Source organism: Duganella sp. 3397, from assembly GCF_031456625.1.
Lineage (GTDB): Bacteria > Pseudomonadota > Gammaproteobacteria > Burkholderiales > Burkholderiaceae_D > Rugamonas > Rugamonas phyllosphaerae.
The window spans coordinates 37,053-61,577 of the sequence record NZ_JAVDVB010000006.1; the positions used below are offsets into that span (position 1 = coordinate 37,053).

Sequence of the window (24,525 nt, forward strand, 5' to 3'; positions counted from 1 at the left end):
TTGATCAAGCACTTAGATGCGCAGGCCGCTGGCCGCCTTGGCCAGGTCGGTGATGCGCTCCCAGTCGCCGGCCGCAATCGCGTCTTTCGGGGTCAGCCACGAGCCGCCCACGCAGGCGACGTTTTTCAGCTTGAGGAACTGGCCGGCGGTCTCTTGCGAGATGCCGCCGGTGGGGCAGAACGTCACGTCCGGCAGCGGGCCGTTGATGGCGTTGAGCATGCCCACGCCGCCGGCAGGCACGGCCGGGAACAGTTTCAGTTGCTTGAAGCCGTGTTCGCGTGCAGCCATCACTTCGGACGGCGTCATCACGCCTGGCAGCAGCGGCAGGCCGCTCGATTTCGCTGCCTGGATCAGGGCGGCGGTCAGGCCCGGCGAGACGCCGAAGACGGCGCCGGCGTCGCGCGCGGCAGCGAATTCTTCCGGCAGGGTCAAGGTGCCGACGCCAACGATGGCGCCTTCCACCTCGGACATGGCGCGAATGGCAGCCAGGCCGTGTTTGGTGCGCAGGGTCACTTCCAGCACCCGGATGCCGCCGGCGACCAGCGCCTTGGCCAGCGGTACCGCGTGTTCGGGTTCATCGATCGCGATCACGGGGATCACGGCGGAAGTACGCATAATGTCGAGCAGAGTCATGGTCATGATTTACGCTTCTTTCTTCATCGAGAAATCTTCATCGGAACCCGGCACGGTGTTACCCACCGGATCTTTGTCATGCAGGCCGACGACGGTTGGAATCGGCGACGGCAGCGGGAAGGTGGTGGCGCCCTGCTCCGCTTCGGACACGCTGTGACGGAACATGGCGAACAGTTCGCGGCCCATGCCCACGCCGTTGGGCGTCAGGTCGGCGGTGGCCTGTTCACGCGCAGCCCAGACCGACGCTTCCACTTTCGCTTCGAGCGTACCGGTGCGGGCGCACACGCGGATGATGTCGCCATCGCGCACGCGGCCCAGCGGTCCGCCCGCCAAAATTTCCGGCGAGACGTGGATCGCTGCCGGTACCTTGCCCGACGCGCCCGACATGCGGCCGTCGGTCACCAGCGCCACGTGGCGGCCGGCGTCTTGCAGGTTGGCCAGCGCTGGCGTCAAGGCGTGCAGTTCCGGCATGCCGTTGGCGCGCGGGCCCTGGAAGCGCAGCACGGCGACAAAATCGCGGTCGAGCTGGCCGGCCTTGTACGCTTCCATGAAATCTTCCTGCGAGTTGAAGACCAGCGCAGGCGCTTCCACGGTCTGGTGCTCGGGCTTGACGGCCGACACCTTCATAACGGCGCGGCCCAGGTTGCCCTTGACCAGCACGGTGCCGCCATCGGGCGAGAACGGCGCGGTGATCTTGCGCAGCACCGCCTCGTCGCCCGACTGCTCGGGCGCCGCTTTCCACACCACGCCCTGGCCGTTTTCTCCCAGGAACGGTTCGGTGCAGTGCGCGCGCAGGCCCTTGCCCAGAATGGTGGTGACGTCGTCGTGCAGCAGGCCGCCGTCGAGCAGTTCGCGAATCACGAAACCGGTACCGCCAGCGGCGTGGAAGTGATTGACGTCGGCGTTGCCGTTCGGGTAGATGCGGGTGAGCAGCGGCACCACTTTCGACAGCTCGTCGAAGTCGTCCCAGTCGATCACGATGCCGGCTGCCTTGGCAATGGCCACCAGGTGCAGCGTGTGATTGGTCGAACCACCGGTGGTGAGCAGCGCGACGATGGCGTTGACGATGGCTTTTTCATCGACCACGTGGCCGACCGGCAGGTATTCGTCCGACTGCGCGCTGATGACGGCGGCGCGGCGGGCGGCGGCACGGGTCAGCTCGGCGCGCAGCGGCGTGTTGGGGGTGATGAAGGCGGCGCCCGGCAAGTGCAGGCCCATCACTTCCATCAGCATCTGGTTGCTGTTGGCGGTGCCGTAGAAGGTGCAGGTGCCGGCGCCGTGGTACGACTGCGATTCGCCTTCGAGCAATTCGGCGCGGCCGACCTTGCCTTGCGCATACAGCTGGCGAATCTTGGCTTTTTCGGAGTTGGACAGGCCAGTGGTCATCGGGCCGGCCGGCACGAACACGGCAGGCAAATGGCCGAAATGCAGTGCGCCGATCAGCAGGCCCGGCACGATCTTGTCGCACACGCCCAGGTACACGGCCGAGTCGAACATATTGTGCGACAGCGCAATGGCGGTGGACATGGCGATGGCGTCACGCGAGAACAGCGACAATTCCATGCCGGGCTGGCCTTGCGTGACGCCGTCACACATGGCAGGCGTGCCGCCGGCAAACTGGGCGACGGCGCCCACTTCGCGCACGGCATCCTTGATCAGCGCCGGGAAGCCCTCGAACGGCTGGTGCGCTGAGAGCATGTCGTTATAGGCGGAAACGATCGCCACCGATGGCTTTTTCAGTTCCTTGAGCGAGAGCTTGTCGTTGGCGGGAAAGGCGGCAAAACCGTGCGCCAGGTTGGTACATGCCAGCGTGCCGCGCTGCACGCCCTTCACGCGCGCTGCGTCGAGATGCGCAAGATAGGCGCCGCGCGAAGGTTTGCTACGCGCAATGATGCGCGCGGTGACGGATTCCAGTACGGGATGCAAGGCCATGTTGATTCCTTATCGATTAACTTATGAAATTTTACTACAAAATGGCGCAGCCAGCGATTTTTCAAGAGGGATTCGTTACCCTGCCTAGCTTGGCGAGCTGTTTTGTCTAACTTGGCTAGCTGATTATTGCGCAGAAAAACCGACCTTCACACCTGATAAAATTCCATAATCTCAACAGAACCGTAGTGAATTTACCGCTTTTTCCTGTATTATTCAACCATCTTATTCTTACTTCCATCCGACGCCCAACACTATGCGCCAACCTGCCCTTACCTCGACCGCCAGCTACCAAGCCCTTGCAGCCCACGCCGTTGACGCCCGCCAGTGGCAGATGCGCCAGCTGTTTGCCGACAACGATCAGCGCTTTCCGCAACTGACCGTGGATGCCGCCGGCCTGTTCCTCGACTATTCGAAGAACCGCCTCGACGCCGACACCATGGCCCGGCTGATCGACCTGGCCCGCGAACGCGGCGTGGACACCCAGCGCGACGCCATGCTGCGTGGTGACAAGATCAATCTTACCGAACATCGCGCCGTGCTGCATACCGCCCTGCGTTTGCCGCGCGGCAAAAGCCTGGTGATCGATGGCCGCGACGTGGTGCCCGATGTGCACGCCGTACTCGACCAGGTGCGCGACTTCACCGACAAGGTACGCAACGGCACCTGGCTCGGCTACAGCGGCAAGCCGATCACCGACATCGTCAACGTCGGCATCGGCGGCTCGGACCTGGGTCCGAAAATGGCGGTACTGGCGCTGCGCTCGTTCGCCCACCCGCGCCTGAAGATGCATTTCGTCTCCAACGTCGATGGTCACGACATGGACGCCGCGCTGGCGCAGGTCAACCCGGAAACCACGCTGTTCATCATCGCCTCGAAAACCTTTACCACCGCTGAAACCATGCTCAACGCGAACACCGCGCGCAGCTGGTTCCTGCAGTCCGCCACCGAGGCCGACCTGGCGCGCCACTTCGTGGCAGTTTCCACCAACCTCGAGTCGGTCAAAGCCTTCGGCATCGATCCGGCCAATATGTTCCCGTTCTGGGACTGGGTCGGTGGCCGCTACTCGGTGTGGTCGGCGATCGGCCTGTCGGTGGCGCTGGCGGTCGGCTTCGGCTACTTCAGCGACTTCCTCGCTGGCGCCCATGCCATGGACGAGCACTTCCGCGAGGCGCCGCTCGAGCAGAACATGCCGGTGCTGCTGGCCATGGTGGGCTTCTGGAACCGCGAATTTTTGGATGCCGGCTCGCTGTCGATCGCGCCGTACCACCAGGACCTCAATCGCTTCCCCGCCTACCTGCAACAGCTGGACATGGAAAGCAACGGCAAGCGCGTCACCCGTGGCGGCGCCGCGGTCGATACCGCCACCTGCCCGGTGGTGTGGGGCGAATGCGGCACCAACGCCCAGCACGCGTATTTCCAGCTGCTGCACCAGGGCACCGACATCACGCCGATTGACTTCATCGCCGCGCTGCGCGCCACCCACGACCTGCCGGGCCACCACGATGCCCTGCTGGCCAACTGCTTCGCCCAGTCCGAAGCCTTTATGACCGGCAAGACCGGCGACGAAGTGCGCGCCGACCTGACCGCGCAAAAACTCTCCGCGACCGAGATCGAAGAACTGGTGCCGCACAAGACTTTCCCTGGCAACCGGCCGTCGAACACCATCCTGATGGATCAGTTGACGCCCTTGACCCTGGGCGCGCTGATTGCGTTGTACGAGCATAAGACTTTTGTTCAGGGCGTGATCTGGGATGTCAACAGCTTCGATCAATGGGGCGTGGAGCTGGGCAAGGTGCTGGCCAAGAATATCCAGGCCGAGCTGCAAGGCGAGATCCAACCGGCGCGTCATGACAGTTCGACCAATGGTTTGATCATCATGGCGAAAGCGGCGCAGCATCTTTAATTTCTAGCTGCAATCACTTTATCCGTCATCCTCGCGAATGCGGGGATCCATACCGAGCTTGAACCGAATTGGCACGAGCAAACTGTGCACAGCCGTCCTATGGATCCCCGCGTGCGCGGGGATGACGGACTTGAGGATAACGAAAATGGAAAACACTCCCATCATTCAAGTCGCCTACGACGCCGTCATGCAAACCGGCGAGTCGCCGCTGTGGCATGCCGATGAGCAGGTGCTGTACTGGGTCGATATACCGGCGCGCACCGTGCATCGGCTCGATCCGGCCAGCGGCGCGCATCATCAATGGCTGCTCGAGAGCGAACCGGCCAGCCTGGCGATTGCCGACAGTGGTGGCCTGATCGTCGCCACCCGCAACGGCGTGCTGCACCTCGACACCGCCAGCACCGGGGCAAGCGCCCCCGACATCGGCGCCACCGAGGTCCGCACCACCGTGATCGCCCCCGCCCCTTACGACACCGCAATCACCCGCTTCAACGACGGCAAGGTCGACGGCGCCGGGCGCTACTGGATCGGCACCATCTACGAGCCGCGCGACCAGCCGGCCGCGGCGATGTACGTGCTGGAACAGGGCAAGCTGCGCTGCGCATGGACCGGCGGCATGACCAATTCCAACGGCCTGGCCTTCAGCCCCGATCAGAAAACCATGTACCACGCCGACACCAGCGCCCACCTGCTGCGCCGTTTCGACTACGATGTGGCCACCGGCACGGTCGGCGCCGAGCACGTGTTCCGGCAATTCTCTGCGGACAAGGCCAACAATTACGGCGGCCGCCCGGACGGCGGCGCGGTCGACAGCGAAGGCAATTACTGGAGTGCGCTGTTCGAAGGCGCGCGCATCGTCAAGCTCTCGCCGCAGGGCGAGGTGCTGGCGGAAATCGCGCTGCCGGTGCGCTGTCCGACCATGGTGGCTTTTGGCGGACCGAATTTGCGCACGCTGTATATCACCAGCGCGGGGGCGCGGCCAGCCGAAGAACTGGCACAATACCCGTTCAGCGGCAAACTGCTGGCGCTGCAAGTTGACGTGGCCGGCCGCCCGGAACCCGCATACCGACAATAATGTAGTAAAGTTTCTTGCTTTTCGATTTTTGGCGTAGTAAATTTACACTTCCATTTCAGCTTTTTTACTTCAGATCTCACTATGGCACTTACCGATTTTGACCTGGTTCTGTTCGGCGGCAGCGGCGACCTGTCGATGCGCAAATTGCTGCCCGCGATGTACGCGCGCGACGTGGCCAACGACCTGCCCGCTACCGCCCGCATCATTTGCGTGGGCCGCGCGGAGGCCAGCCAGGAAGAGTTCCTGCACACGGTCGAGACTACGTCGAAGCCGCTGATCAAGTCGCCGGCCGTGGCGCCAGCTGCGTGGGCGCGTTTTACCGCGCGCATCGTGTATGTCTCGCTCAACGCCACCGACGCCGCCACCTACGCGCCGCTGGTCAACGCGCTGCGCCAGGATAGCGCGATTACCCGCGTGTACTACCTGGCCACGCCGCCGGCCATCTTCGCCCGCATTTGCGAGAGCCTCAAGGAAAACGGCCTGGTCACGCCGAACTCGCGCGTGGTGCTGGAGAAACCGCTGGGCCGCGACCTGGCCTCGGCCAAGCAGATCAATGCCGAAGTGGGCAAGGTCTTCGAGGAATCGCAGATCTACCGGATCGACCACTACCTGGGCAAGGAAACCGTGCAGAACCTGCTGGCCCTACGCTTCGGCAACATCCTGTTCGAGCCGCTGTGGCGCCGCGAATGGATTTCCGACGTGCAGATCACCATCGCCGAGAAACTGGGCGTGGGCAACCGCATGGGTTACTACGACACCTCGGGCGCTTTGCGCGACATGCTGCAAAACCACTTGCTGCAATTGCTGTGTATCGTGGCGATGGAACCACCGACGTCGATCGCGCCGGATGCCGTGCGCGACGCCAAGTTGCAGGTGCTGCGTTCGCTGAAAAAATTCACCCCGACCACGCTGGCGCAGAACATCGTGCGCGGCCAGTACCGCGCCGGCCACGTCGATGGCAAGGCGGTGCCGAGCTACCGCGACGAACCCGATGCACCGGAACATTCGCGCACCGAAACCTTTGTCGCCATGAAGGCCGAGATCGATACCTGGCGCTGGGCCGGCGTGCCGTTCTACCTGCGTACCGGCAAGCGCATGGCCGACAGCCTGGCCGAGATCGTCGTGCGCTTCAAGCAGATTCCGCACTCGATCTTTGCCCAGCCGACCAACAGCTTCCAGCCCAACTCGCTGGTGATCCGTCTGCAACCGGACGAAGGCCTGCGCATGAACCTGATGGCCAAGACGCCGGGCGACGGCATGCGCTTGAAGCAGGCCGAGCTGGAACTCGACTTCCGCGAGCAGTTCAAGTCGCCACGCATGGAAGCGTACGAGCGCCTGCTGCTCGACGTGCTGCGCGGCCAGCTGACCCTGTTCATGCGCGGCGACGAACTCGAAGCGGCGTGGGAATGGGTGGAACCGATTCTCGACCACTGGGAATCGGACGACAGCTACCCGGTGCCGTACTCGGCCGGTACCTGGGGTCCGGCTGCCTCGTCGGCGCTGATCAGCCGCGAAGGTTTGCAGTGGCGCGAAGAAGCGCTGCCTGAAGATTAAACGGGACGACCACTCGCATGCTGCTCGACTCGATCCGCACCCAGCTCGACTCGCTCTCCAAGTCGGAGCGCAAAGTCGCGCTGGCCGTGCTCGACCATCCCGGCCAGACCGTCAGCCAGAACATCACGGCGCTGGCCAAGAGCGCGCAAGTGTCGGAGCCGACCGTGGTGCGGTTTTGCCGCACCCTCGGCTACGACGGCTGGCACGAGTTCAAGCTGAAACTGGCGCAGGGGCTGGCGCTGGCCCTGCCGGGCCTGAACGAGCAGCCCACCCAGGACGACCTGGCCGCCGACCTGGTCAACAAGATTTGCAGCCGCTCGATCAACACCCTGCTCGACCTGCGTAACAATCTCGACCCCGACGCCATTCAGAAGGCGCTCGACATCCTGTCCAAAGCCAACAAGATCGAATTCTACGGCCAGGGTACGTCCGGCATCGTCGCGGCAGACGCCCAGCACAAGTTCTTCCGCTCGGGTGTGCCCACGGTGGCGTACGCCGACCCGCACATCCACAGCATCGCCGCCGCCCTGCTGCGTACCGGCGACGCGGTGGTGGCCATTTCGCAGCGCGGCAACAGCCCGTCGCTGGTGCGCTCGGTCAAGCTGGCGCGCCGCGGTGGCGCCGATGTGATTGCGCTGGCGCCGTCCGGCACGCCGCTGGCCGACCTGGCCACCGTGCTCATCCCTATCGACCTGATCTTCAACATCGATCCGTACACACCGATTTCAGCGCGCCTGGCCTACCTGGTGGTGATCGATGTGCTTGCTGTCGGACTGGCCCTGCAACGGGGTCCCGATTTCCGTAAAAAAATGCAGAATGCCCAGAAAGCCTTGCAAGAGTTCGACTTGCAATTCGACTCCTTCATCGGTTGATGTCATAATTTGACAAATTTGCACCGGTCCTGTGCGTCGGTGTGTTGTCGCACATGGCTACCGCCACCGTACCCCTATACTTCCCTTATGCTACAGTGTGAATAATTTTCCAACTGCAATATTGCAATCGGAGAACTTCATATGTGGCAGCAGTGCCCGTGAGAGTGGACATGACTACCTTTTCTGCCGCCAGCCCCTCCCCCGATACGTTATCGGCCCGCATTCCGCTATTGCAAACCGGCGTGCCCGGCTTCGACCAGATTTTGGGCGGCGGCTTTCCCTCGCACAGCCTGTACCTGCTGCAAGGCCTGGCCGGCAGCGGCAAGACCACGCTGGCCTGCCAGATCGGCTACCACCATGCGCACCAGGGCAAAAAAGTCCTGATCCTTACCCTGATCGCCGAAACCCACGGCAAGATGCTCAATCACCTGAGCAGCTTTTCGTTCTTCGACGAACAGCTGGTGGGCGACCGCATCGTCTTCCTCGGCGCCTATCCCGACCTGCTCAAGGGCGGCCTGCGCCAGTTGCTCAAGTCGATTGCCGCCACCCTGGGCGAACAGCGTCCCGACATCATGATCATCGATGGTTTCCGCACCGTGCGCGATGCCAAGCCGACCGACGTGGCGTTGTCCGAATTCATGCTCTCGCTGAACTCGCTGGTATCGACCATGCGCTGCACCACGTTCCTGCTCTCGCCTACCGAGGGCAATGTGGCGGACTCGGAAAATACCCTGGTCGATGGCCTGATCGAGCTGAGCCAGTATGAACATGGCCTCAACCTGATCCGCGAAATCAAGGTATTTAAATTGCGTGGTAGCAAGCACCTGCTGGGCCGGCACGTGTTCGAGGTGGGCGCCAACGGCATCGCCATCTACCCGCGCCTGGAAGCGGTAAGCACCTCTACCGGCGCCATGCCGGGAGTGTCGCGCCAGCGGCTCGGTTTCGGTATCGAGGGCTGGGATCGCCTCACGCATGGCGGCGTCGCCAAGGGTTCCACCACGGCGCTGCTGGGCAACCCCGGCGTGGGCAAGACCCTGATGGGCATGCACTTCATTTACGATGGCCTCAAACGCGGCGAGCCTTGTTTGATCATCGGCTTTTACGAGTCGCCCGAGGCCTTGCTGGAAAAGGCGCGCAGCGTGGGCCTCGATTTCCGCACCTATTACGACAGCGGCGCCTTGCAGGTGATCTGGAACCCGCCCCTGGAAGTGCTGGTCGACAGCCTGGCCCACACCATGCTGCGCAATGTCGAAGCGCGCCATGTGTCGCGTCTGCTGGTCGATGGCATCGACGGCCTGCGCGAGATCGTCATGCACCCGGGCCGTTCGCGCTCGTTCCTGGCGGCGCTGGTCAACGAGCTGCGCTGCCGCAACGTCACTACTTTCTTTACCCAGGAACTGGCGTATTTCGGCCAGGCACCGGGCGATGGCGAAATCGCCGCGTCGATGCTGTTCGAAAACATCATCCTGATGCGCTACGTCGATGTGAACGGCATCAACCGCCGCCAGATCGGCGTGCTCAAGCTGCGCGAAAACGGTTACGACGCCGCCAACCACATCCTGCTCATTTCCGACCAGGGCATGAGCATCGAGGAAGCTGTCGCGGGTCCGGTCCACCTCACGCCGACGCTATGAAGAGATGACATGAGCGACTTCCCCGCAACTCCCGACGCACACCCGGACGGCAAGCTGATCCTGGTAGTGGACGACGAATTCGACGTCCTGTCGGCCTACACCATGCTGTTCGAGTACCGCGGCTACCGCGTGCGCACGGCCGGCAATGGCGAGGAGGCGCTGGCGATGGCCGCGCTGGAGCGGCCCGATATCGTGATTTCCGACTACATGATGCCGGTGATGGACGGCGCCCAGCTGTGCCTGCTCTGGCGCGCCGACCCCGACCTGCGGCACATCCCGTTCATCCTGGCCAGCGCCGGCCTGCTGCGTCGCGACGAGACGCTGCCCTACGATACCTTTTTCCGCAAGCCGGTGCCGTTCGAGGCGCTGGTGGCCGAGATCGCCCGCCTGATCGCCACGCGGAAATAATACGCTGTTGTACGGTGTTGTCTTTCCGCTTAGGCCACGCTTGAGTACAATAAGGCAATCACTCACTCGGGCAGCGCCATGAACCAACTCGAACAACTCAAGCAATTCACCACCGTGGTCGCCGACACCGGTGATTTCCAGTCGATCCAGGCCTACACGCCGCGCGACGCCACCACCAACCCGTCGCTGATCCTCAAAGCCGTGCAAAAGGACGAGTACAAGCCGCTGCTGGAAAAAGCCGTGCGCGACAATCTCGACCGCTCGACGTCCGACACCATTGACCACCTGCTGGTGGCCTTCGGCAAGCAGATCCTGCGCGTGATCCCGGGCCGCGTGTCCACCGAAATCGACGCCGGCCTGTCGTTCGACACCGAAGGCTCGATCGCCAAGGGACGCGAACTGATCAAGCTGTACGAAGCGGCCGGCATCGAGCGCGAGCGCGTGCTGATCAAGATGGCCGCCACCTGGGAAGGCATCCGCGCCGCCCAGGTGCTGGAAAAAGAAGGCATCCACTGCAATATGACCCTGCTGTTCTCGCTGGGCCAGGCGATCGCGTGCGCCGAAGCGGGCGCCCAGCTGATTTCGCCGTTCGTGGGCCGCATCTACGACTGGTACAAGAAATCGACCGGCATCGAGTACACCCCGTCCGAAGACCCGGGCGTGCAGTCGGTCAAGCGCATCTATAACTACTACCGCAAGTTTGGCTACAGCACCGAAGTGATGGGCGCGAGCTTCCGCAACACCGGCCAGATCCTGGAACTGGCTGGCTGCGACCTGCTCACCATCAGCCCCGACCTGCTGCAAAAGCTGGCCGACACCGACGGCAAGATCGAGCGCAAGCTGAGCCCGGAAAACGCCCCCTCGGCCGGCGCCGTCAAGATCAGCCTCGATGAAAAGAAATTCCGCTTCCAGCTCAACGAAGACCAGATGGCCACCGAAAAACTGTCCGAGGGCATCCGCGCCTTCTGCGCCGACACCGGCAAACTCAAGCAAATCATCTCGGGCATGCGCTAACACTTGGCGTCGCCGATCACCATCCGGCTCGGCCGGCGGGCGCGGGCGCGAATTGCTCTCGATGGCTTGCAGGCCAGTGATGTGGCGATCGTGCCGGCCGCTGCTGGCGGGCCCAAGGGCTTGATTCTGAATGGCCTCGACTTGTGGCTGTTCGGCAGTTTTCTCAAGGGCGCACCGCGGCCGCGCAAGCTGGTCGGGGCGTCGATCGGGGCCTGGCGCATGGCCGCTGCGGCGTTTGCCGACCCGGTGGCCGGGCACAAGCGGCTGGCGCACCTGTATGCGCACCAGCGCTATCCGGCCAAGGTGACCGCCGCCTACATCAGCCAGAACATCCGCAGCCTGCTCGATGAATTGCTCGACGGGCGCCATGCCGAAGTGATCGCTCACCCGCATCACCATGTGAATATTCTGACCGTGCGCGGCACCGGCGCGCTCGGGCGCAGCAATGGCCTGCGCTGGCGCGAGATGACCGGTTTTTTGATGGCTGCCGCCGGCAATGCCGTTGCGCGCAGCCGCCTGGCGGCATCGATGGAGCGGGTGGTGTTTCATCATGCGCAAGACAACGTCCAGTGGCTGCGCCAGCCCTTCGATGCGTTTGCCGCCCACTTCGTGAATCTTGCTGCCGACAACCTGCGCGACGCCATGCAGGCGTCGGGCGCGATTCCGCTGGTGCTCGAGGCGGTCAGCGGTATCGCGGGGGCGCCGCCCGGCCCACACTGGGATGGCGGTCTGATCGACTACCACCTGCACCTGCCCTACCAGCGCGACCCGGACCTGGTGCTCTACCCGCATTTCAGTGACTACATCGTGCCGGGGTGGCTCGACAAATCGATGCCTTGGCGCCGCGCCAATGATGCGGCCATGGACAACCTCATCCTGGTTTCGCCGTCGGCCGACTTCATCGCCAGCCTGCCCAACGGCAAGCTGCCGGACCGCAAGGACTTTACTGCCTACGGCCAGCACCACGACACCCGCATCGGCCACTGGCTGCACGCCATCGGCGAGAGCGAACGGATGGCGGAAGCGTTCGCGCGCTGGTGCGACAAGCCCGATCTGAACGCAACATTATCTTTCTAGAGGCGTCACAATGCTACCAAAAAGCAACAAAATACGCTGATATTGATGACCTCCTCCGGCCCCGGGCGCATACTTGAAGTGTGCTAGTTGGCATTATAAAAACGGAGAACCCACCATGAATTTTCTTTCGCACATGCGCATCGGCACCCGCCTGGCCGTCGCCTTCGGCATCGTCTTGCTGCTGGCCCTGGTCGCCACCACCGTGGGACTGCTGAACGCCCGCAGCCAGGCTAACGCCACCCGCGAGATGATGGAAAAGCCGCTGGCCAAGGAGCGCCTGGTTTCCGACTGGTATGTGCTGATGTACTCGGCCATCGCCCGTACCGAACTGATCGCCCGCAGCAAGGACGCCACGCTGCCCACCATCTTCGCCGACGTGATCGCGGCCAGCAGCAAGCGTGGCGCCGAGTTGATGGGCAAGGTCAAGGAACTCGTCGCCAGCGACGAGGAACGCGCCATGTTCGACAAGATCGTGGTCCTGCGCACCAATTACCAGAACCTGAAAACCGCCGTCGGCAAAGCCCGCGCGGCCGGTGACGACGCTGCTTCCGAAAAAATCTTCAACGGCGAATTCATCCCTGCCGCCAAGGCTTATTCGGTGGCGGTGGAAGGCTTGCTGGCGCACCAGCGCAAGGCCATCGACGCCACCGCCCGCGCCATCGACGCGGCCAATGACCGTGCCAACCAGTTGCTGCTCCTGCTCACGGTACTGATGGTGACCATCGGCTCGGCAGCGGCCTGGGTCATTTCACGCTCGATCACGGTGCCGTTGAAGTCGGCGGTCGATATCGCTGCCAAGGTGGCCGACGGCGACCTCACTACCCGCTTCGACACGCAAGTCCAGCGCTCGGAAATCGGCGCGCTGATGACGGCCCTGAAGGGCATGAACGATGCGCTGGTCAAGGTGGTGAGCCAGGTGCAGACCGGCACCCGCACCATCGCCAGCGCCTCGCATGAAATTGCCGCCGGCAATATGGACCTGTCGCAGCGCACCGAGGAGCAAGCCAGTTCGCTCGAGGAAACCGCCTCGTCGATGGAAGAACTGACGTCCACCGTGCGCCAGAACGCCGACAACGCGCGCCAGGCCAACCAGCTGGCCAAGACCGCGTCGGAGGTGGCGGAAAAAGGCGGCGCCATCGTCAGCCAGGTGGTCAACACCATGGGCACCATCAACGATTCGTCGCGCAAGATCTACGACATCATTTCCGTCATCGACGGCATCGCCTTCCAGACCAATATCCTGGCGCTCAACGCCGCCGTGGAAGCGGCACGCGCCGGCGAACAGGGACGCGGCTTTGCGGTGGTGGCGTCCGAAGTGCGCAACCTGGCGCAGCGCTCGGCCGGCGCAGCCAAGGAGATCAAGGAATTGATCGGCAACTCGGTGGACCAGGTCGATATCGGCTCGAAGCTGGTGCAGGAAGCCGGCGCCACCATGGACGACGTGGTGGCCAGCGTGCGCCGCGTGACCGATATCATGGGCGAGATCACCTCGGCGTCGAGCGAACAAAGCATCGGCATCGACCAGGTCAACACGGCCATCACGCAGATGGACCAGGTCACGCAGCAAAACGCGGCGCTGGTGGAAGAAGCGGCAGCAGCGGCGGCCAGCATGCAGGAGCAGGCCGAACGGCTGGCAGACGTGGCGTCGTCGTTCCGGCTGGAGGCCGGGATGGCGGCAGCGCCGGTGGTGGCTGCTGCCCCACGCAAGGTGGCGCCGGCGACCAGGCCGGTGGCGGCGAGACAGCCGGCCCCCGCTTTAAAAACCGCAGTTAAGCTGGCAACTAAGCCGGCAACTAAGCCGGCAGCTAAGCCGGCGCCGAAGCCAGCGTTGGCTTCGGCGCCGCGTAAACCGGCAACCGTGGGCAGCGACCAGGACTGGGAAGAGTTTTAAGTCCCCAGGAACATTTCCTGCAGATCATTCAAGAATCGCAGCCCCAGCTCGGTAGGCCGAATGACCTTGTAATCGCGGTAGATCAGTCCCTTGGCCTCTGCTGCATTCAAGGTCTTTTCGATGGCGTTCATGCTCATGCCGGTACGCTCGGCAAACAGGTTGGGATCGAAGCCGCCGCGCAGGCGCAAGGTGTTGAGCATGAACTCGAAGCCCATGTCGTCACGTGATATTTCGTGCTCTTCCTGTACCGGCGCGCCCAGCCTGGCCTGGTCCATGTACGCGCGCGGCTGCTTGTAACGGGCCTGGCGCAGCACCCGGTGCGGGAACGACAGCTTCGAATGGGCGCCGGCGCCGATGCCGAGGTAGTCGCCGAACTCCCAATAGTTAAGATTGTGGCGCGCGCGCTTGCCCTCTTTCGCATACGCCGACACTTCGTAGTGCTGGTAGCCGTTGGCGGCAGTGAGCTCGGCGATCATGTCCTGCATGTCGGCACTGGCGTCGTCGTCGGGCAGCGCCGGCGGATACTTGGCGAACAGCGTGTTCGGCTCCATGGTCAGGTGGTACAGCGACAGGTGCGGCGGCTTGAAGGCCATGGCGGTCTCGAGATCTTGGCGCGCTTCGTCCAAAGTCTGCGATGGCAGCGCGTACATCAGGTCGAGGTTGAAGTTGTCGAAGTTATCGAGCGCGATTTCCACCGCCCGCTTGGCCTCGCCGTCGTCGTGGATGCGGCCGAGCGCCTTCAGGTGGCGGGCGTTGAAACTCTGGATGCCGATCGACAGGCGATTGATGCCGCTGGCCCGGTACGCGCGGAATTTTTCCGCCTCGAACGTGCCCGGGTTGGCTTCCATGGTGATCTCGGTATCGGCATCGAGCGGCAGCAGGGTGCGCACGTCGGAGAGCAGCCGGTCCAGGCCTGCCGCCGACATCAGGCTCGGGGTACCGCCGCCGATGAAGATCGTGTAGATCTTGCGCCCCCAAATCAATGGCAGCGCCATTTCCAGGTCGAGGCGCAGCGCGTCCAGGTATTCCTGCTCGGGGAAGGCACCGCCCTCTTTTGCCTCGTGCGAATTGAAATCGCAATACGGGCACTTGCGCACGCACCACGGGAAGTGGATGTAGAGCGACAGCGGCGGCAGCGCGGTCAGGTTGAGCGCACCGCTTTTCAGGTACTTGAGGGCGACGCCGGCAGCGTCCCCGAGGTCAGCGCCGGCAGCCACCTTGTCAACTGTACTGGTCGCTGTACTGGTGGCTTTGCTGGTGGCGCCGACAATCTTGATCGGTATCATTTCAGCTTCTCTACCAGCGCACGCAAGGCCTGGCCGCGGTGCGACAAGGCGTTCTTTTCGTCGGAAGTGAGCTCGGCGGCGCACTTGCCCAGCGCCGGGATGTAGAAATACGGGTCGTAGCCGAAGCCGCCGGTCCCGCGCGGCGCGTCGAGCATTTCGCCATTCCACCGGCCGTCGGCAATGATCGGCTGCGGGTCGTCGGCATGACGCACGAACACCAGCACGCAGTAATAATAGGCCGAGCGGTCGGTGTGCGCAGCCAGGTCGGCCACCATTTTTTCGTTGTTGCGGGCGTCGGACTTCGGCTCGCCGGCAAACCGCGCCGAGTACACGCCGGGCGCGCCGCCAAAGGCGTTGATGCACACGCCCGAGTCGTCGGCCAGCGCCGGCAAGCCGGTGATGCGCGCGGCATGGCGGGCTTTTTGCAGGGCGTTTTCTACAAAGGTATGGAACGGTTCGTCCGCTTCCGGCACGTCGTACTCGCCCTGGGCGTGGACCGAGTAGCCAACGGTGGCGAGCAGCTGGTTGAATTCCTTGAGTTTGCCGGCGTTGTTGGAGGCGAGGATCAGGCGTTGGGTCATGGCGATGGCGGCTTCAAATTCTGGGAAGCCGCCATTGTAAACCGTTTAGGGGGACCGAACCTCAGGCGAGGCCCAGCGCCTGCTTTTGCAGCACGATCAGGTCGGCAATGCCGCCCTGCGCCAGGTCCAGCAGGCGGTTCATGCCGTCGCGGTCGAACGCCGCGCCTTCGGCCGTGCCCTGCACTTCGATGAAATGGCCGGCGTCGTTCATGACCACGTTCATGTCGGTATCGCAGTTGGAGTCCTCGATGTAGTCGAGGTCGAGCACCGGCGTGCCCTGGTACACGCCCACCGAGATGGCCGCCACGAAGTTTTTCAGCGGGATGGCCGGCACCGCGCCGCGCGCGACCAGCTTGGCAAAGGCGTCGTACGCAGCCACCATGGCGCCGGTGATCGACGCGGTGCGGGTGCCGCCGTCGGCCTGGATCACGTCGCAATCGAGGTGCAGGGTGCGTTCGCCGAAGGCATTGAGGTCAAACGCGGCGCGCAGCGAGCGGCCGATCAGGCGCTGGATTTCCTGGGTGCGGCCCGACTGCTTTCCGCGCGCCGCCTCGCGGTCCATGCGGGTGTGGGTGGAGCGCGGCAGCATGCCGTATTCGGCCGTCATCCAGCCCTGACCCTTGCCTTTCAGGAAGCCGGGCACCTTGTCTTCGATACTGGCGGTACATATGACCTTGGTGTCGCCGCACTCGATCAGCACCGAACCTTCGGCATGCTTGGTGTAGTCGCGGGTCAGGCGCAGGGTGCGCAGCGCATCGACGGCGCGGCCGCTCGGGCGGGTGTCTAGGGTCATAGTGTATTCCTGGCAAATTGATCGTCCGGCAGCATAGACCACAACGGGCGCTGGCACAACCGCGCCAACCCTACAGTTCCGGTAAACAATACTGAACCCACCAGCCGCAATTTTCTTTACAATGCAATATCCAGCAATTTCCAGACCATCCGGCAGAGAGACATTGTGGAGCGCAGCCACAATACTTTTTGCCTGCAGCACCGGATGTTGGATAAGTCACTGTTTTGTAAAAGATTAATCGGGGATATCCATTGAGCATTTCCAGCATGACGGGCTACGCGGTCGCCACCAGTGAGAGTGCGGCGGGCACACTGACCATCGAGATCAAGAGTGTCAACTCCCGGTTTCTCGATCTTCAGTTTCGAATTAATGACGATTTACGCGCGCTTGAACCCGATCTGCGCGCGGCGATCATGGCTGCCATCACGCGCGGCAAGGTGGAACTGCGCCTGAGCTTTGGCCGCAAGGCAGCCACCACGGGCGCGCAGGCGCTGAACATGCCGTTGCTGACCGAGTTGCAACGCTTGCAGGCCGAAGTGGGCGCGCACTTTCCCGCCGCCCAGGCCATGTCGGTGGCCGAACTGCTGCGCTGGCCCGGCGTGATCGAGGAAGCGCAAATCGGCCAGGAGTCGCTGCAGGCCGACGTCGCCGCGCTTACCGTGCGCACGGTGCAGGCGTTTGTCGTGAGCCGCCAGCGCGAAGGCGCGGCGCTCGAAGCGATGCTCATTTCCCGCATCGAGGCGATGGAAGCGATCGTCAAACGCATCACGCCCCTGATTCCGCAAGTGGTGGCGGCGTTCCAGCAAAAAGCCGTCGAGCGCATGCAGGACGCGCTGGGCCTGGCCTGCCAGGGCTCGAACTCGTCGCTGTCGCGCCAGGATGCGCTCGAGCGCATCCGCCAGGAAGTGATCCTGTACGGCATCCGCATCGACGTCGCCGAAGAGCTGGGCCGGCTGTCGGCGCACCTGGGCGAAACCCGCCACATCCTGAAAAAAGGCGGCCAGGTCGGCAAGCGCCTGGACTTCATGATGCAGGAGCTCAACCGCGAAGCCAACACCCTGGGCGCCAAGGCGTCGGTGAAGGAACTGGCCGATGCATCGATGGAACTGAAACTGCTGATCGAGCAGATGCGCGAACAGGTGCAGAACCTGGAGTAATCCTCCTGCTTACGCTCCGTCATCCTCGCGCACGCGAGGATGACGGAATTCAAGTTGGCGATTACAGCAGCTTGTCCAGTTTTAATACCTGTATGTCTGCCTTGCCGCCCACTTCCTGCACCAGCGCCTGGAAGTGCGGCGTGGCTTCATGCTCGGTCAGCGCCTGCTGGTCGCGCCATGTCTCGATCATCACAAACCGTCCCGGCTGTTCGATATCGCCGTGCAGCTCGTAACGCGAGCAGCCCGCTTCGGCGCGGCTGGGCGGGACGATTTTTTCCAGTGCGGCTTTAAGGGCGGCCTCGTGGCCGGGCTTGGCGGTCAGGGTGGCGACGACGATCAGGTCTTTCATGTGGTTTTCCGGTGAGTGACAGATCCCGTTAGTATTGGGTTCGTTTGCCAAAGGAAAAGAGCCCGGCTTTAAAAATCCCGCTATGATTTGAGCTCAACTGGTTAGCTCAACTTTGGAGCGCAACATGGCGACGTCAATTCGGGTAGGCATCGGCGGATGGGATTACGCGCCCTGGCGCGAGACGTTTTATCCGCAAGACGTGCCGCAAAAAAAGGCGCTGGAATATGCCAGCCGCCAGGTCACCAGCATCGAAATCAACGGCACCTATTACCGCACCGCCAAGCCCGAACACTTCGCATCTTGGCACGCGCAAACGCCGGACGACTTCGTTTTCTCCGTCAAGGCCAGCCGCTACGCCAGTAACCGCCGCGTACTGGCCGAAGCCGGCGAATCGGTCGAGCGCTTCGTCAACAGCGGCCTGGCCGAACTGGGCGACAAGCTCGGTCCGCTGCTGTGGCAACTGGCGCCCACCAAGCAGTTCGATCCCGACGACCTCGAATCCTTCTTCAAACTGCTGCCGGCCAAACTTGGCACGCGCAAACTGCGCCACGTGCTCGACGTCCGCCACGACAGCTTCATGTGCGACGACTACCTGAAACTGGCGCGCAAGTACAAGGTGGCGACCGTGTTTGCCGATGCACCGGACTTCCCGTCGTTTGCCGATGTGACCGGCAGCTTCGTGTACGCGCGCCTGCTCAATGCCGACAGCAGCAGGATTACCGGCTACACCAAGCCGGCATTGAAAAAATGGGCGACCGCAGCAGGCCAATGGCAGCAAGGCTCCGCGCCCGATCACCTGCCGCTGGTGGGCACCGCCAAGGACAGCAAAACCACGCGCGACGTGTTCATCTATTTCATTAACGGCGCCAAGGAACGGGCGCCGGCGGCGGCGCAGCATCTGATCGGATTATTGTAAACGCGGGTAAATGGCAGCGCGCTCATGGCTCTTGGTAAAATACGTCTTTGGGCGCCTGGTTGGCGCCTTTGACGTTTAGAGTCGGGAAGATAAACATGAGCTTAACCAACGCTTTCGCCGGCAGCTTGTTCGTGGTGGCCGCGCCGTCGGGCGCCGGCAAGTCCACGCTGGTCAATGCCCTGCTGGCGCAGGAGCCGGCGATCAAGCTGTCGATTTCCACCACCACGCGCGCGCCGCGTCCCGGTGAAACCCACGGCAAGGAATACTGGTTCACCACCGCCGAAGATTTCGTCGCGCGCGCCGAAGCCGGCGAGTTCCTGGAGTGGGCCGAAGTGCACGGTAATTACTACGGCACGTCGCGCATCATGGTCGAACAGCAGATGAAGACCGGCACCGATATTTTGCTGGAAATCGACTGGCAGGGCGCACGCCAGGTGAAGAAGCAGTTCCCGCAGGCGACCGGCATTTTCATCCTGCCGCCATCGATCGATGCGCTCGAAGAACGACTGAAAAAACGCGCCACCGACGAGCCCCACGTGATCACCCGCCGGCTGCTGGCCGCAGGGGGAGAAATCGCCCACGCGCCCGAGTTCGAGTATGCTATCATCAACGAAGAATTCGCAATCGCGTTGTCCGAGCTGACCGCGATTGTCAGAGCGGCCCGTTGCCGGTTTGCGCAACAAGCGGCACGCAACGCCTCGCTATTTGCCCAATTGGGTATCCACGCTGAATAAAAGATTTTAGGAGCTATATCATGGCACGCATTACTATTGAAGACTGTCTCAAGAACATCCCTAACCGTTTCCAGCTGACCCTGGCAGCCACCTACCGCGCGCGCCAACTGCTGCAAGGCCACACGCCGAAAGTGGAAGCCAAGGACAAGCCTACCGTGGTCGCCCTGCGTGAAATCGCCGCTGGCAAAGTCGGTATCGAAATGTTGAAAAAAGTCCCCATGTAAGGTGGACGCGTTCCCGAAGGTGGAGAATGCATCCTCAACTCGACGGAACGCACACGTATGAACCTGATCCCTGCCGACCTGACACTGAACGGCAAGCCCTCCCGGGCCAAGCAGCCGGCCACCGCGCCGGCCGCAGTCACGTCCACCTTGACGTCCAACGCGCCGTCCACCGCTATTACGTCCGGAAACAATGCAGGGGATAGCACCGCCTCTACCATCGCAGCATCCGTGCCACCACCAGCTCCCCCCGTGATTTCCTCGTCGCCCCTGGCTACGCCTACCCTGACCGCCGGCGTTGCCTCGGTCACGCACCTGACCGAAAAACTGTCCGAGTACATGAATGCCGCCGACCTGAAAAAGGTCAAGGAAGCCTATCGCTTCTCGGATGAAATGCACCTGGGCCAAGTCCGCAAGTCGGGCGAGCCGTATATTTCGCACCCGATCGCCGTGGCTGAAATCTGCGCCGACTGGAAGCTCGACGCGCAAGCGATCATGGCCGCGCTGCTGCACGACGTGATGGAAGACCAGGACGTCAAGAAGGACGAGTTGATCGAACGCTTCGGCGCGCCGGTGGCCAACCTGGTCGATGGTTTGTCGAAACTCGATAAAATCGAATTCCAGAGCCAGATCGAAGCGCAGGCGGAAAACTTCCGCAAGATGCTGCTGGCGATGGCGTCCGACGTGCGCGTCATCCTGATCAAGCTGGCCGACCGCCTGCACAATATGCGCACCATGGAAGTGATGGCGCCGAACAAGAAGGCCCGCATCTCGCGCGAGACCATGGAAGTGTACGTGCCCATCGCGCACCGCCTGGGCCTGAACAATATCTACCGCGAGCTACAGGACCTGTCGTTCTCGCACCTGTACCCGCTGCGCTATCGCACCCTGGCCAAGGCCGTCAAGGCGGCGCGCGGCAACCGCCGCGAAGTGGTCACCAAGATCCTCGAATCGGTGAAGAATACGCTGGGCGTGGCCGGTATCGAGGCGGAAGTGTATGGCCGCGAAAAAACGCTGTTCGGCATCTACAAAAAGATGCGCAACAAGCACCTGTCGTTCTCGCAAGTGCTCGACGTGTACGGTTTCCGCGTGGTGGTCGATACCTTCCCCAATTGCTACGTGGCGCTGGGCACCCTGCACTCGCTGTACAAGCCGATGCCGGGAAAGTTCAAGGACTATATTGCGATTCGCAAGCTCAACGGTTACCAGTCGCTGCACACGACCCTGATCGGCCCGTACGGCACGCCGGTCGAGTTCCAGATCCGCACCCAGGAAATGCATCGTACCGCCGAGTCCGGCGTGGCGGCGCACTGGCTGTACAAGAACGCCGATTCCAATCTGTCGGACATGCAGCAGCGCACCCATGCATGGCTGCAGTCGCTGCTCGACATCCAGCAGCAGACCGGCGACTCGGCCGAGTTCCTCGAACACGTCAAGGTCGACCTGTTCCCCGATTCGGTGTACGTGTTTACGCCCAAGTCGAAAATCATCGCCCTGCCGCGTGGCGCCACGCCGATCGACTTTGCGTATTCGATCCACACCGGCATCGGCGACCACACGGTATCGGCCATGATCAACCACGAACCGGTGTCGTTGCGCACCGAGCTGCGCAACGGCGACATCGTGGAAATCGTTACCGACTCCAATTCGCGTCCAAGCCCGAGCTGGCTGTCGTTCGTGCGAACCGGCAAGGCGCGCTCGGCGATCCGCCACCACCTGCGCACCATCAACCTGCCCGAGTCGATCACCTTGGGCGAGCAATTGCTGGCGCAGGCGCTGACCTCGCTGGGCATGTCGGCGCTGCTCGAAGAACACCTGACCGAGCGCCTGCTCAACGAATCGAGCGCCAAGTCGCTCGACGAGCTGTATGCCGACATCGGCATCGGCAAGCGCATGGCCGCGCTGGTGGCGCGTCACATCTTCGGTTTGCGCGGCGGCGAATCGGCCAGCGCGCCGATCGACCACAACAGCGCTACCGAGCTCGACCCGGTCACCATCTGCGGCAGCGAAGGCGTCTCGGTACAACTGGCGCCGTGCTGCCTGCCGATTCCGGGCGATTCCATCATCGGCCAGCTGCGCCGCGACCAGGGCCTGCTGGTGCACACCACCGATTGCACCATCGCCAAGCGCCAGAAGACCAAGGAACCGGACCGCTGGATCGCGGTCAAGTGGGGCACCGAGATGAACCGCCGTTTCGACTGCCGCATCAAGCTGTTGATCAACAACGAAAAAGGCATCCTGGCGCGCGTGGCAGCCGAAATCGGCGAGTCCGACGCCAACATCACCTATGTCGGCATGGACGAGGACAAGGACAACGTGCTGCACCAGCTGCGCTTTACCATCCAGGTGAAAGACCGCGTGCACCTGGCCGGCCTGCTGCGCAATGTCCGCCGCGTGAACGGCGTGAACCGCATCCTGCGCGAGCGGAGTTGATTTTTCCTTCAACCCGCACGGCCAAAGCCGGGGGTCGGACCCCGCACGGGGTCCGACCCCAAGTGGTAAGGCATGCGTAGCGCTGCGATGGGGTCGGGTTTATAAAGCTCGCTGGGAATTAATTGCTGCCCGGATTTGAACTAGCCTGTACTGACTCAACGGCGCATCAAACAACCGCTGATACGTCTGCCGCCGCTCCGCGTCTGTCAACCCCAGCCGCTGATACAAATCATGCGGCATCGTCATCCCGTCGCGCCGCCCTTCCGCATTGCCGCGATAACTGGACCAACGGTAGTGACTTGGAAATGCGACCATCCCTGCGCGTACAGGGTTAAGCTCGATGTAGCGCTGGCATTCCAGGAAGTAGTCTTCAGTCTGGACCATGCAAGTCTTATAGCGCCCTTCCCAAACGCTGCCGGTGCGCTGATAACGACAGTTGAAATATTGGGCGTAGTGTTGGGCGCTCGGCTTCATCATCCCGGACAGGGCGGCGGCATCGTGTATGGTCAGCAGGAGGCGGCCGTGGTTACTCATCAGTACGTAGGCGTGCAGTTTGCATGAGGTCATTAGTCCGTGTTCACGCAGCAGACCCAAGTATGTTACGTAATCGGCGTCGTTGATGAAGCAGCGCTGGCAATTATGGCCGCGCTGGATGAGGTGCAGGGGATGCCTGGCAGTACCAGGCGTGGACGACGTGGCATGGCGGGGCTCCGTTGGCTTGGTAGCTGACGGTAGCAGCCAAGCGCTCTGGCGGTTTGATGCACGTCAAACCGCACTACCACCGGGGTCTCGGGGTTAAAAAACTCCCGCAGGCGCTCCACCCTCACGCTGTACGAGTATGCTTAAGTCGGGCCGGGCGCCGGGTAACTCACCGCCAGGATTTCCAATTCATCAACCCCGTGCGGGGCCTGGAAGGTGATGACATCCCCTTCGCGCGCCTTGGTCAGGGCGCGGGCCACCGGCGCCACCCAGCTGATCTTGCCATTCAATGGATCGAGCTCGTCGATGCCGACGATGGTGATGGTGCGCTCCTGGCCATGCTGATCGCAGTAGGTGACGGTGGCGCCGAAAAAGATCTGGTCTGTGCCGTGGTGCACGCTGGGGTCGACGATGGCCGCCGAATCCATGCGCTTGGTGAGGAAACGGATGCGGCGGTCGATCTCGCGCAGGCGCTTTTTACCGTAGATGTAGTCGCCGTTTTCCGAGCGGTCGCCATTGGACGCGGCCCAGTGGACGATGCGCACCACTTCCGGCCGGTCGACATCGATCAGCTGCAGCAATTCGTCCTTGATGCGCTGGTAACCCTCGGGGCGGATATAGTTCTTCGAGCCGGGCGGGATGGCCAGCGCCAGCGCGGCGGCTTCCTCGTCGTCGTCACCGTCGGATTCTTTTACAAAGGCTTTATTCATGAGCCTATTGTACCTGCCCGCCGCGCGGTATCATGCTGCCAGAAGAACCACACGAGTCCCGATGAAATATTTCCGACGCTTGCACCGCTGGCTGTTCGCCCCGCTGGTCTACCTGGCGGCGCTGTTGCTGCTGCTGGAAGACTGGCTGTGGGACCTGGGCGCGGCGCTGATGCGCCGGCTTACCGCGTGGCCGCCGCTGGCGCGCCTGGAACAAGGAATTTGCCGGCTGGGGCCGTACGCGGCGCTGGTGTTGCTGTTATTGCCGGCCGTATTGCTGTTTCCGGTCAAGCTGCTGGCGCTGTGGGCGCTGGCCAACGGCCATGCGCTGCTGGGCCTGGCCGTGATCGTGCTGGCCAAGGTGCTGGGCGCGGCGGCCGTGGCGCGGCTGTACCTGCTCACGCGGCCGGTGCTGCTCACCATCGTCTGGTTCGCCAGATTGCTGGGCTGGTTCCTGGCGCTCAAGGCGCGCTGGATCGCGCGCCTGCAAGCGACCGCCGCCTGGCGGCGGGTGCAGGCGCTGGCAGAGCGCGTGCGCCGCTGGCGCCAACGCGCCAGCCTGGCGCCGCGTAGCTGGGGCGGACGTTTCCGCCGCCTGCTCAAGCGCGTGCGTGCGCGCTGGCGCACCTGACTCCCTGACAATCAACACCATGAGT

At 62.8% G+C, this 24,525-nt stretch carries 23 protein-coding genes; 15 read left to right on the forward strand and 8 right to left on the reverse strand.

Going from position 1 to position 24,525, the window contains the following annotated elements; genetic code table 11:
* Positions 1-12: 12 nt before the first annotated feature.
* Both eda and edd read right to left on the reverse strand, forming a co-directional pair.
* On the reverse strand, positions 13-639 hold the full coding sequence (eda, locus tag J2X54_RS19990; protein ID WP_070248733.1) for a bifunctional 4-hydroxy-2-oxoglutarate aldolase/2-dehydro-3-deoxy-phosphogluconate aldolase: 627 nt from the start codon (positions 637-639) through the stop codon (positions 13-15).
* 3 nt (positions 640-642) lie between these two features.
* The gene (edd, locus tag J2X54_RS19995) at positions 643-2,565 is read right to left on the reverse strand and encodes a phosphogluconate dehydratase (protein ID WP_310182981.1); all 1,923 of its coding nucleotides are present in this window, start codon (positions 2,563-2,565) and stop codon (positions 643-645) included.
* A gap of 253 nt (positions 2,566-2,818) precedes the next feature.
* On the opposite strand from edd, the gene pgi reads away from it, so the two are divergent.
* The 9 genes from pgi (at position 2,819) to J2X54_RS20040 (ending at position 13,993) form a co-directional block, all read left to right on the forward strand.
* Positions 2,819-4,468, forward strand: coding sequence for a glucose-6-phosphate isomerase (pgi, locus tag J2X54_RS20000; protein WP_070248729.1), 1,650 nt, complete (start codon positions 2,819-2,821; stop codon positions 4,466-4,468).
* Positions 4,469-4,613: 145 nt separating this feature from the next.
* Positions 4,614-5,543: an SMP-30/gluconolactonase/LRE family protein gene (locus tag J2X54_RS20005; RefSeq protein ID WP_310182985.1), complete on the forward strand. Its 930-nt coding sequence runs from the start codon at positions 4,614-4,616 to the stop codon at positions 5,541-5,543.
* Between the two features lie 81 nt (positions 5,544-5,624).
* Positions 5,625-7,097, forward strand: a complete 1,473-nt coding sequence (gene zwf / locus J2X54_RS20010) for a glucose-6-phosphate dehydrogenase (protein WP_310182988.1) — start codon at positions 5,625-5,627, stop codon at positions 7,095-7,097.
* Positions 7,098-7,114: 17 nt separating this feature from the next.
* Positions 7,115-7,969 (forward strand): SIS domain-containing protein, encoded by an 855-nt coding sequence (locus J2X54_RS20015; RefSeq protein WP_019922793.1) that lies wholly within the window; start codon positions 7,115-7,117, stop codon positions 7,967-7,969.
* 170 nt (positions 7,970-8,139) lie between these two features.
* Positions 8,140-9,603 (forward strand): ATPase domain-containing protein, encoded by a 1,464-nt coding sequence (locus J2X54_RS20020; protein ID WP_310182990.1) that lies wholly within the window; start codon positions 8,140-8,142, stop codon positions 9,601-9,603.
* A gap of 9 nt (positions 9,604-9,612) precedes the next feature.
* Entirely contained in the window at positions 9,613-10,011 is a 399-nt protein-coding gene (locus J2X54_RS20025; protein WP_310182994.1) for a response regulator, read from the forward strand.
* Positions 10,012-10,089: 78 nt separating this feature from the next.
* Positions 10,090-11,025 (forward strand): transaldolase, encoded by a 936-nt coding sequence (gene tal, locus J2X54_RS20030; RefSeq protein WP_056140631.1) that lies wholly within the window; start codon positions 10,090-10,092, stop codon positions 11,023-11,025.
* Positions 11,026-11,028: 3 nt separating this feature from the next.
* Positions 11,029-12,102 carry a patatin-like phospholipase family protein gene (locus tag J2X54_RS20035; protein ID WP_310182997.1) on the forward strand — a complete coding sequence of 358 codons (1,074 nt, stop codon included), beginning with the start codon at positions 11,029-11,031 and terminating at the stop codon, positions 12,100-12,102.
* A 115-nt stretch (positions 12,103-12,217) separates the two neighbouring features.
* Positions 12,218-13,993, forward strand: a complete 1,776-nt coding sequence (locus J2X54_RS20040) for a methyl-accepting chemotaxis protein (protein ID WP_310183000.1) — start codon at positions 12,218-12,220, stop codon at positions 13,991-13,993.
* Here J2X54_RS20040 and hemW read toward each other — a convergent pair.
* The 3 genes from hemW to rph form a co-directional block, all read right to left on the reverse strand.
* A complete protein-coding gene (gene hemW / locus J2X54_RS20045) occupies positions 13,990-15,279 on the reverse strand; it encodes a radical SAM family heme chaperone HemW (RefSeq protein WP_310183002.1) in 1,290 nt (429 codons plus the stop codon). The genes J2X54_RS20040 and hemW overlap by 4 nt on opposite strands.
* Entirely contained in the window at positions 15,276-15,860 is a 585-nt protein-coding gene (gene rdgB / locus J2X54_RS20050; RefSeq protein WP_070248715.1) for an RdgB/HAM1 family non-canonical purine NTP pyrophosphatase, read from the reverse strand. Before rdgB ends, hemW begins: the two co-directional genes overlap by 4 nt.
* Positions 15,861-15,921: 61 nt before the next feature.
* Positions 15,922-16,653 (reverse strand): ribonuclease PH, encoded by a 732-nt coding sequence (gene rph / locus J2X54_RS20055; protein WP_070248713.1) that lies wholly within the window; start codon positions 16,651-16,653, stop codon positions 15,922-15,924.
* Between the two features lie 266 nt (positions 16,654-16,919).
* Here rph and J2X54_RS20060 point away from each other — a divergent pair, with 266 nt between their 5' ends.
* Complete coding sequence (locus tag J2X54_RS20060) at positions 16,920-17,810, forward strand: YicC/YloC family endoribonuclease (protein WP_070248712.1); 891 nt, start codon at positions 16,920-16,922, stop codon at positions 17,808-17,810.
* A 61-nt stretch (positions 17,811-17,871) separates the two neighbouring features.
* Here J2X54_RS20060 and J2X54_RS20065 read toward each other — a convergent pair whose 3' ends face one another.
* Complete coding sequence (locus J2X54_RS20065; RefSeq protein WP_070248710.1) at positions 17,872-18,159, reverse strand: putative quinol monooxygenase; 288 nt, start codon at positions 18,157-18,159, stop codon at positions 17,872-17,874.
* Between the two features lie 124 nt (positions 18,160-18,283).
* Between J2X54_RS20065 and J2X54_RS20070 the strand changes: the two genes are divergently transcribed.
* From J2X54_RS20070 to J2X54_RS20085, 4 genes are all read left to right on the forward strand, one after another.
* A complete protein-coding gene (locus J2X54_RS20070; protein ID WP_310183006.1) occupies positions 18,284-19,075 on the forward strand; it encodes a DUF72 domain-containing protein in 792 nt (263 codons plus the stop codon).
* A 95-nt stretch (positions 19,076-19,170) separates the two neighbouring features.
* Positions 19,171-19,809 carry a guanylate kinase gene (gene gmk, locus J2X54_RS20075; RefSeq protein WP_070248707.1) on the forward strand — a complete coding sequence of 213 codons (639 nt, stop codon included), beginning with the start codon at positions 19,171-19,173 and terminating at the stop codon, positions 19,807-19,809.
* 20 nt (positions 19,810-19,829) lie between these two features.
* Positions 19,830-20,033 carry a DNA-directed RNA polymerase subunit omega gene (gene rpoZ, locus J2X54_RS20080; RefSeq protein WP_019922806.1) on the forward strand — a complete coding sequence of 68 codons (204 nt, stop codon included), beginning with the start codon at positions 19,830-19,832 and terminating at the stop codon, positions 20,031-20,033.
* A gap of 57 nt (positions 20,034-20,090) precedes the next feature.
* Complete coding sequence (locus J2X54_RS20085; protein WP_310183011.1) at positions 20,091-22,463, forward strand: bifunctional (p)ppGpp synthetase/guanosine-3',5'-bis(diphosphate) 3'-pyrophosphohydrolase; 2,373 nt, start codon at positions 20,091-20,093, stop codon at positions 22,461-22,463.
* Positions 22,464-22,562: 99 nt separating this feature from the next.
* Here the strand turns inward: J2X54_RS20085 and J2X54_RS20090 are convergent, their stop codons facing one another.
* The gene (locus J2X54_RS20090) at positions 22,563-23,201 is read right to left on the reverse strand and encodes a transposase (RefSeq protein ID WP_310183312.1); all 639 of its coding nucleotides are present in this window, start codon (positions 23,199-23,201) and stop codon (positions 22,563-22,565) included.
* Between the two features lie 104 nt (positions 23,202-23,305).
* Positions 23,306-23,872, reverse strand: a complete 567-nt coding sequence (gene greB, locus J2X54_RS20095) for a transcription elongation factor GreB (protein ID WP_310183013.1) — start codon at positions 23,870-23,872, stop codon at positions 23,306-23,308.
* A gap of 61 nt (positions 23,873-23,933) precedes the next feature.
* On the opposite strand from greB, the gene J2X54_RS20100 reads away from it, so the two are divergent.
* Complete coding sequence (locus J2X54_RS20100) at positions 23,934-24,500, forward strand: hypothetical protein (protein WP_070248697.1); 567 nt, start codon at positions 23,934-23,936, stop codon at positions 24,498-24,500.
* Positions 24,501-24,525 lie beyond the last annotated feature (25 nt).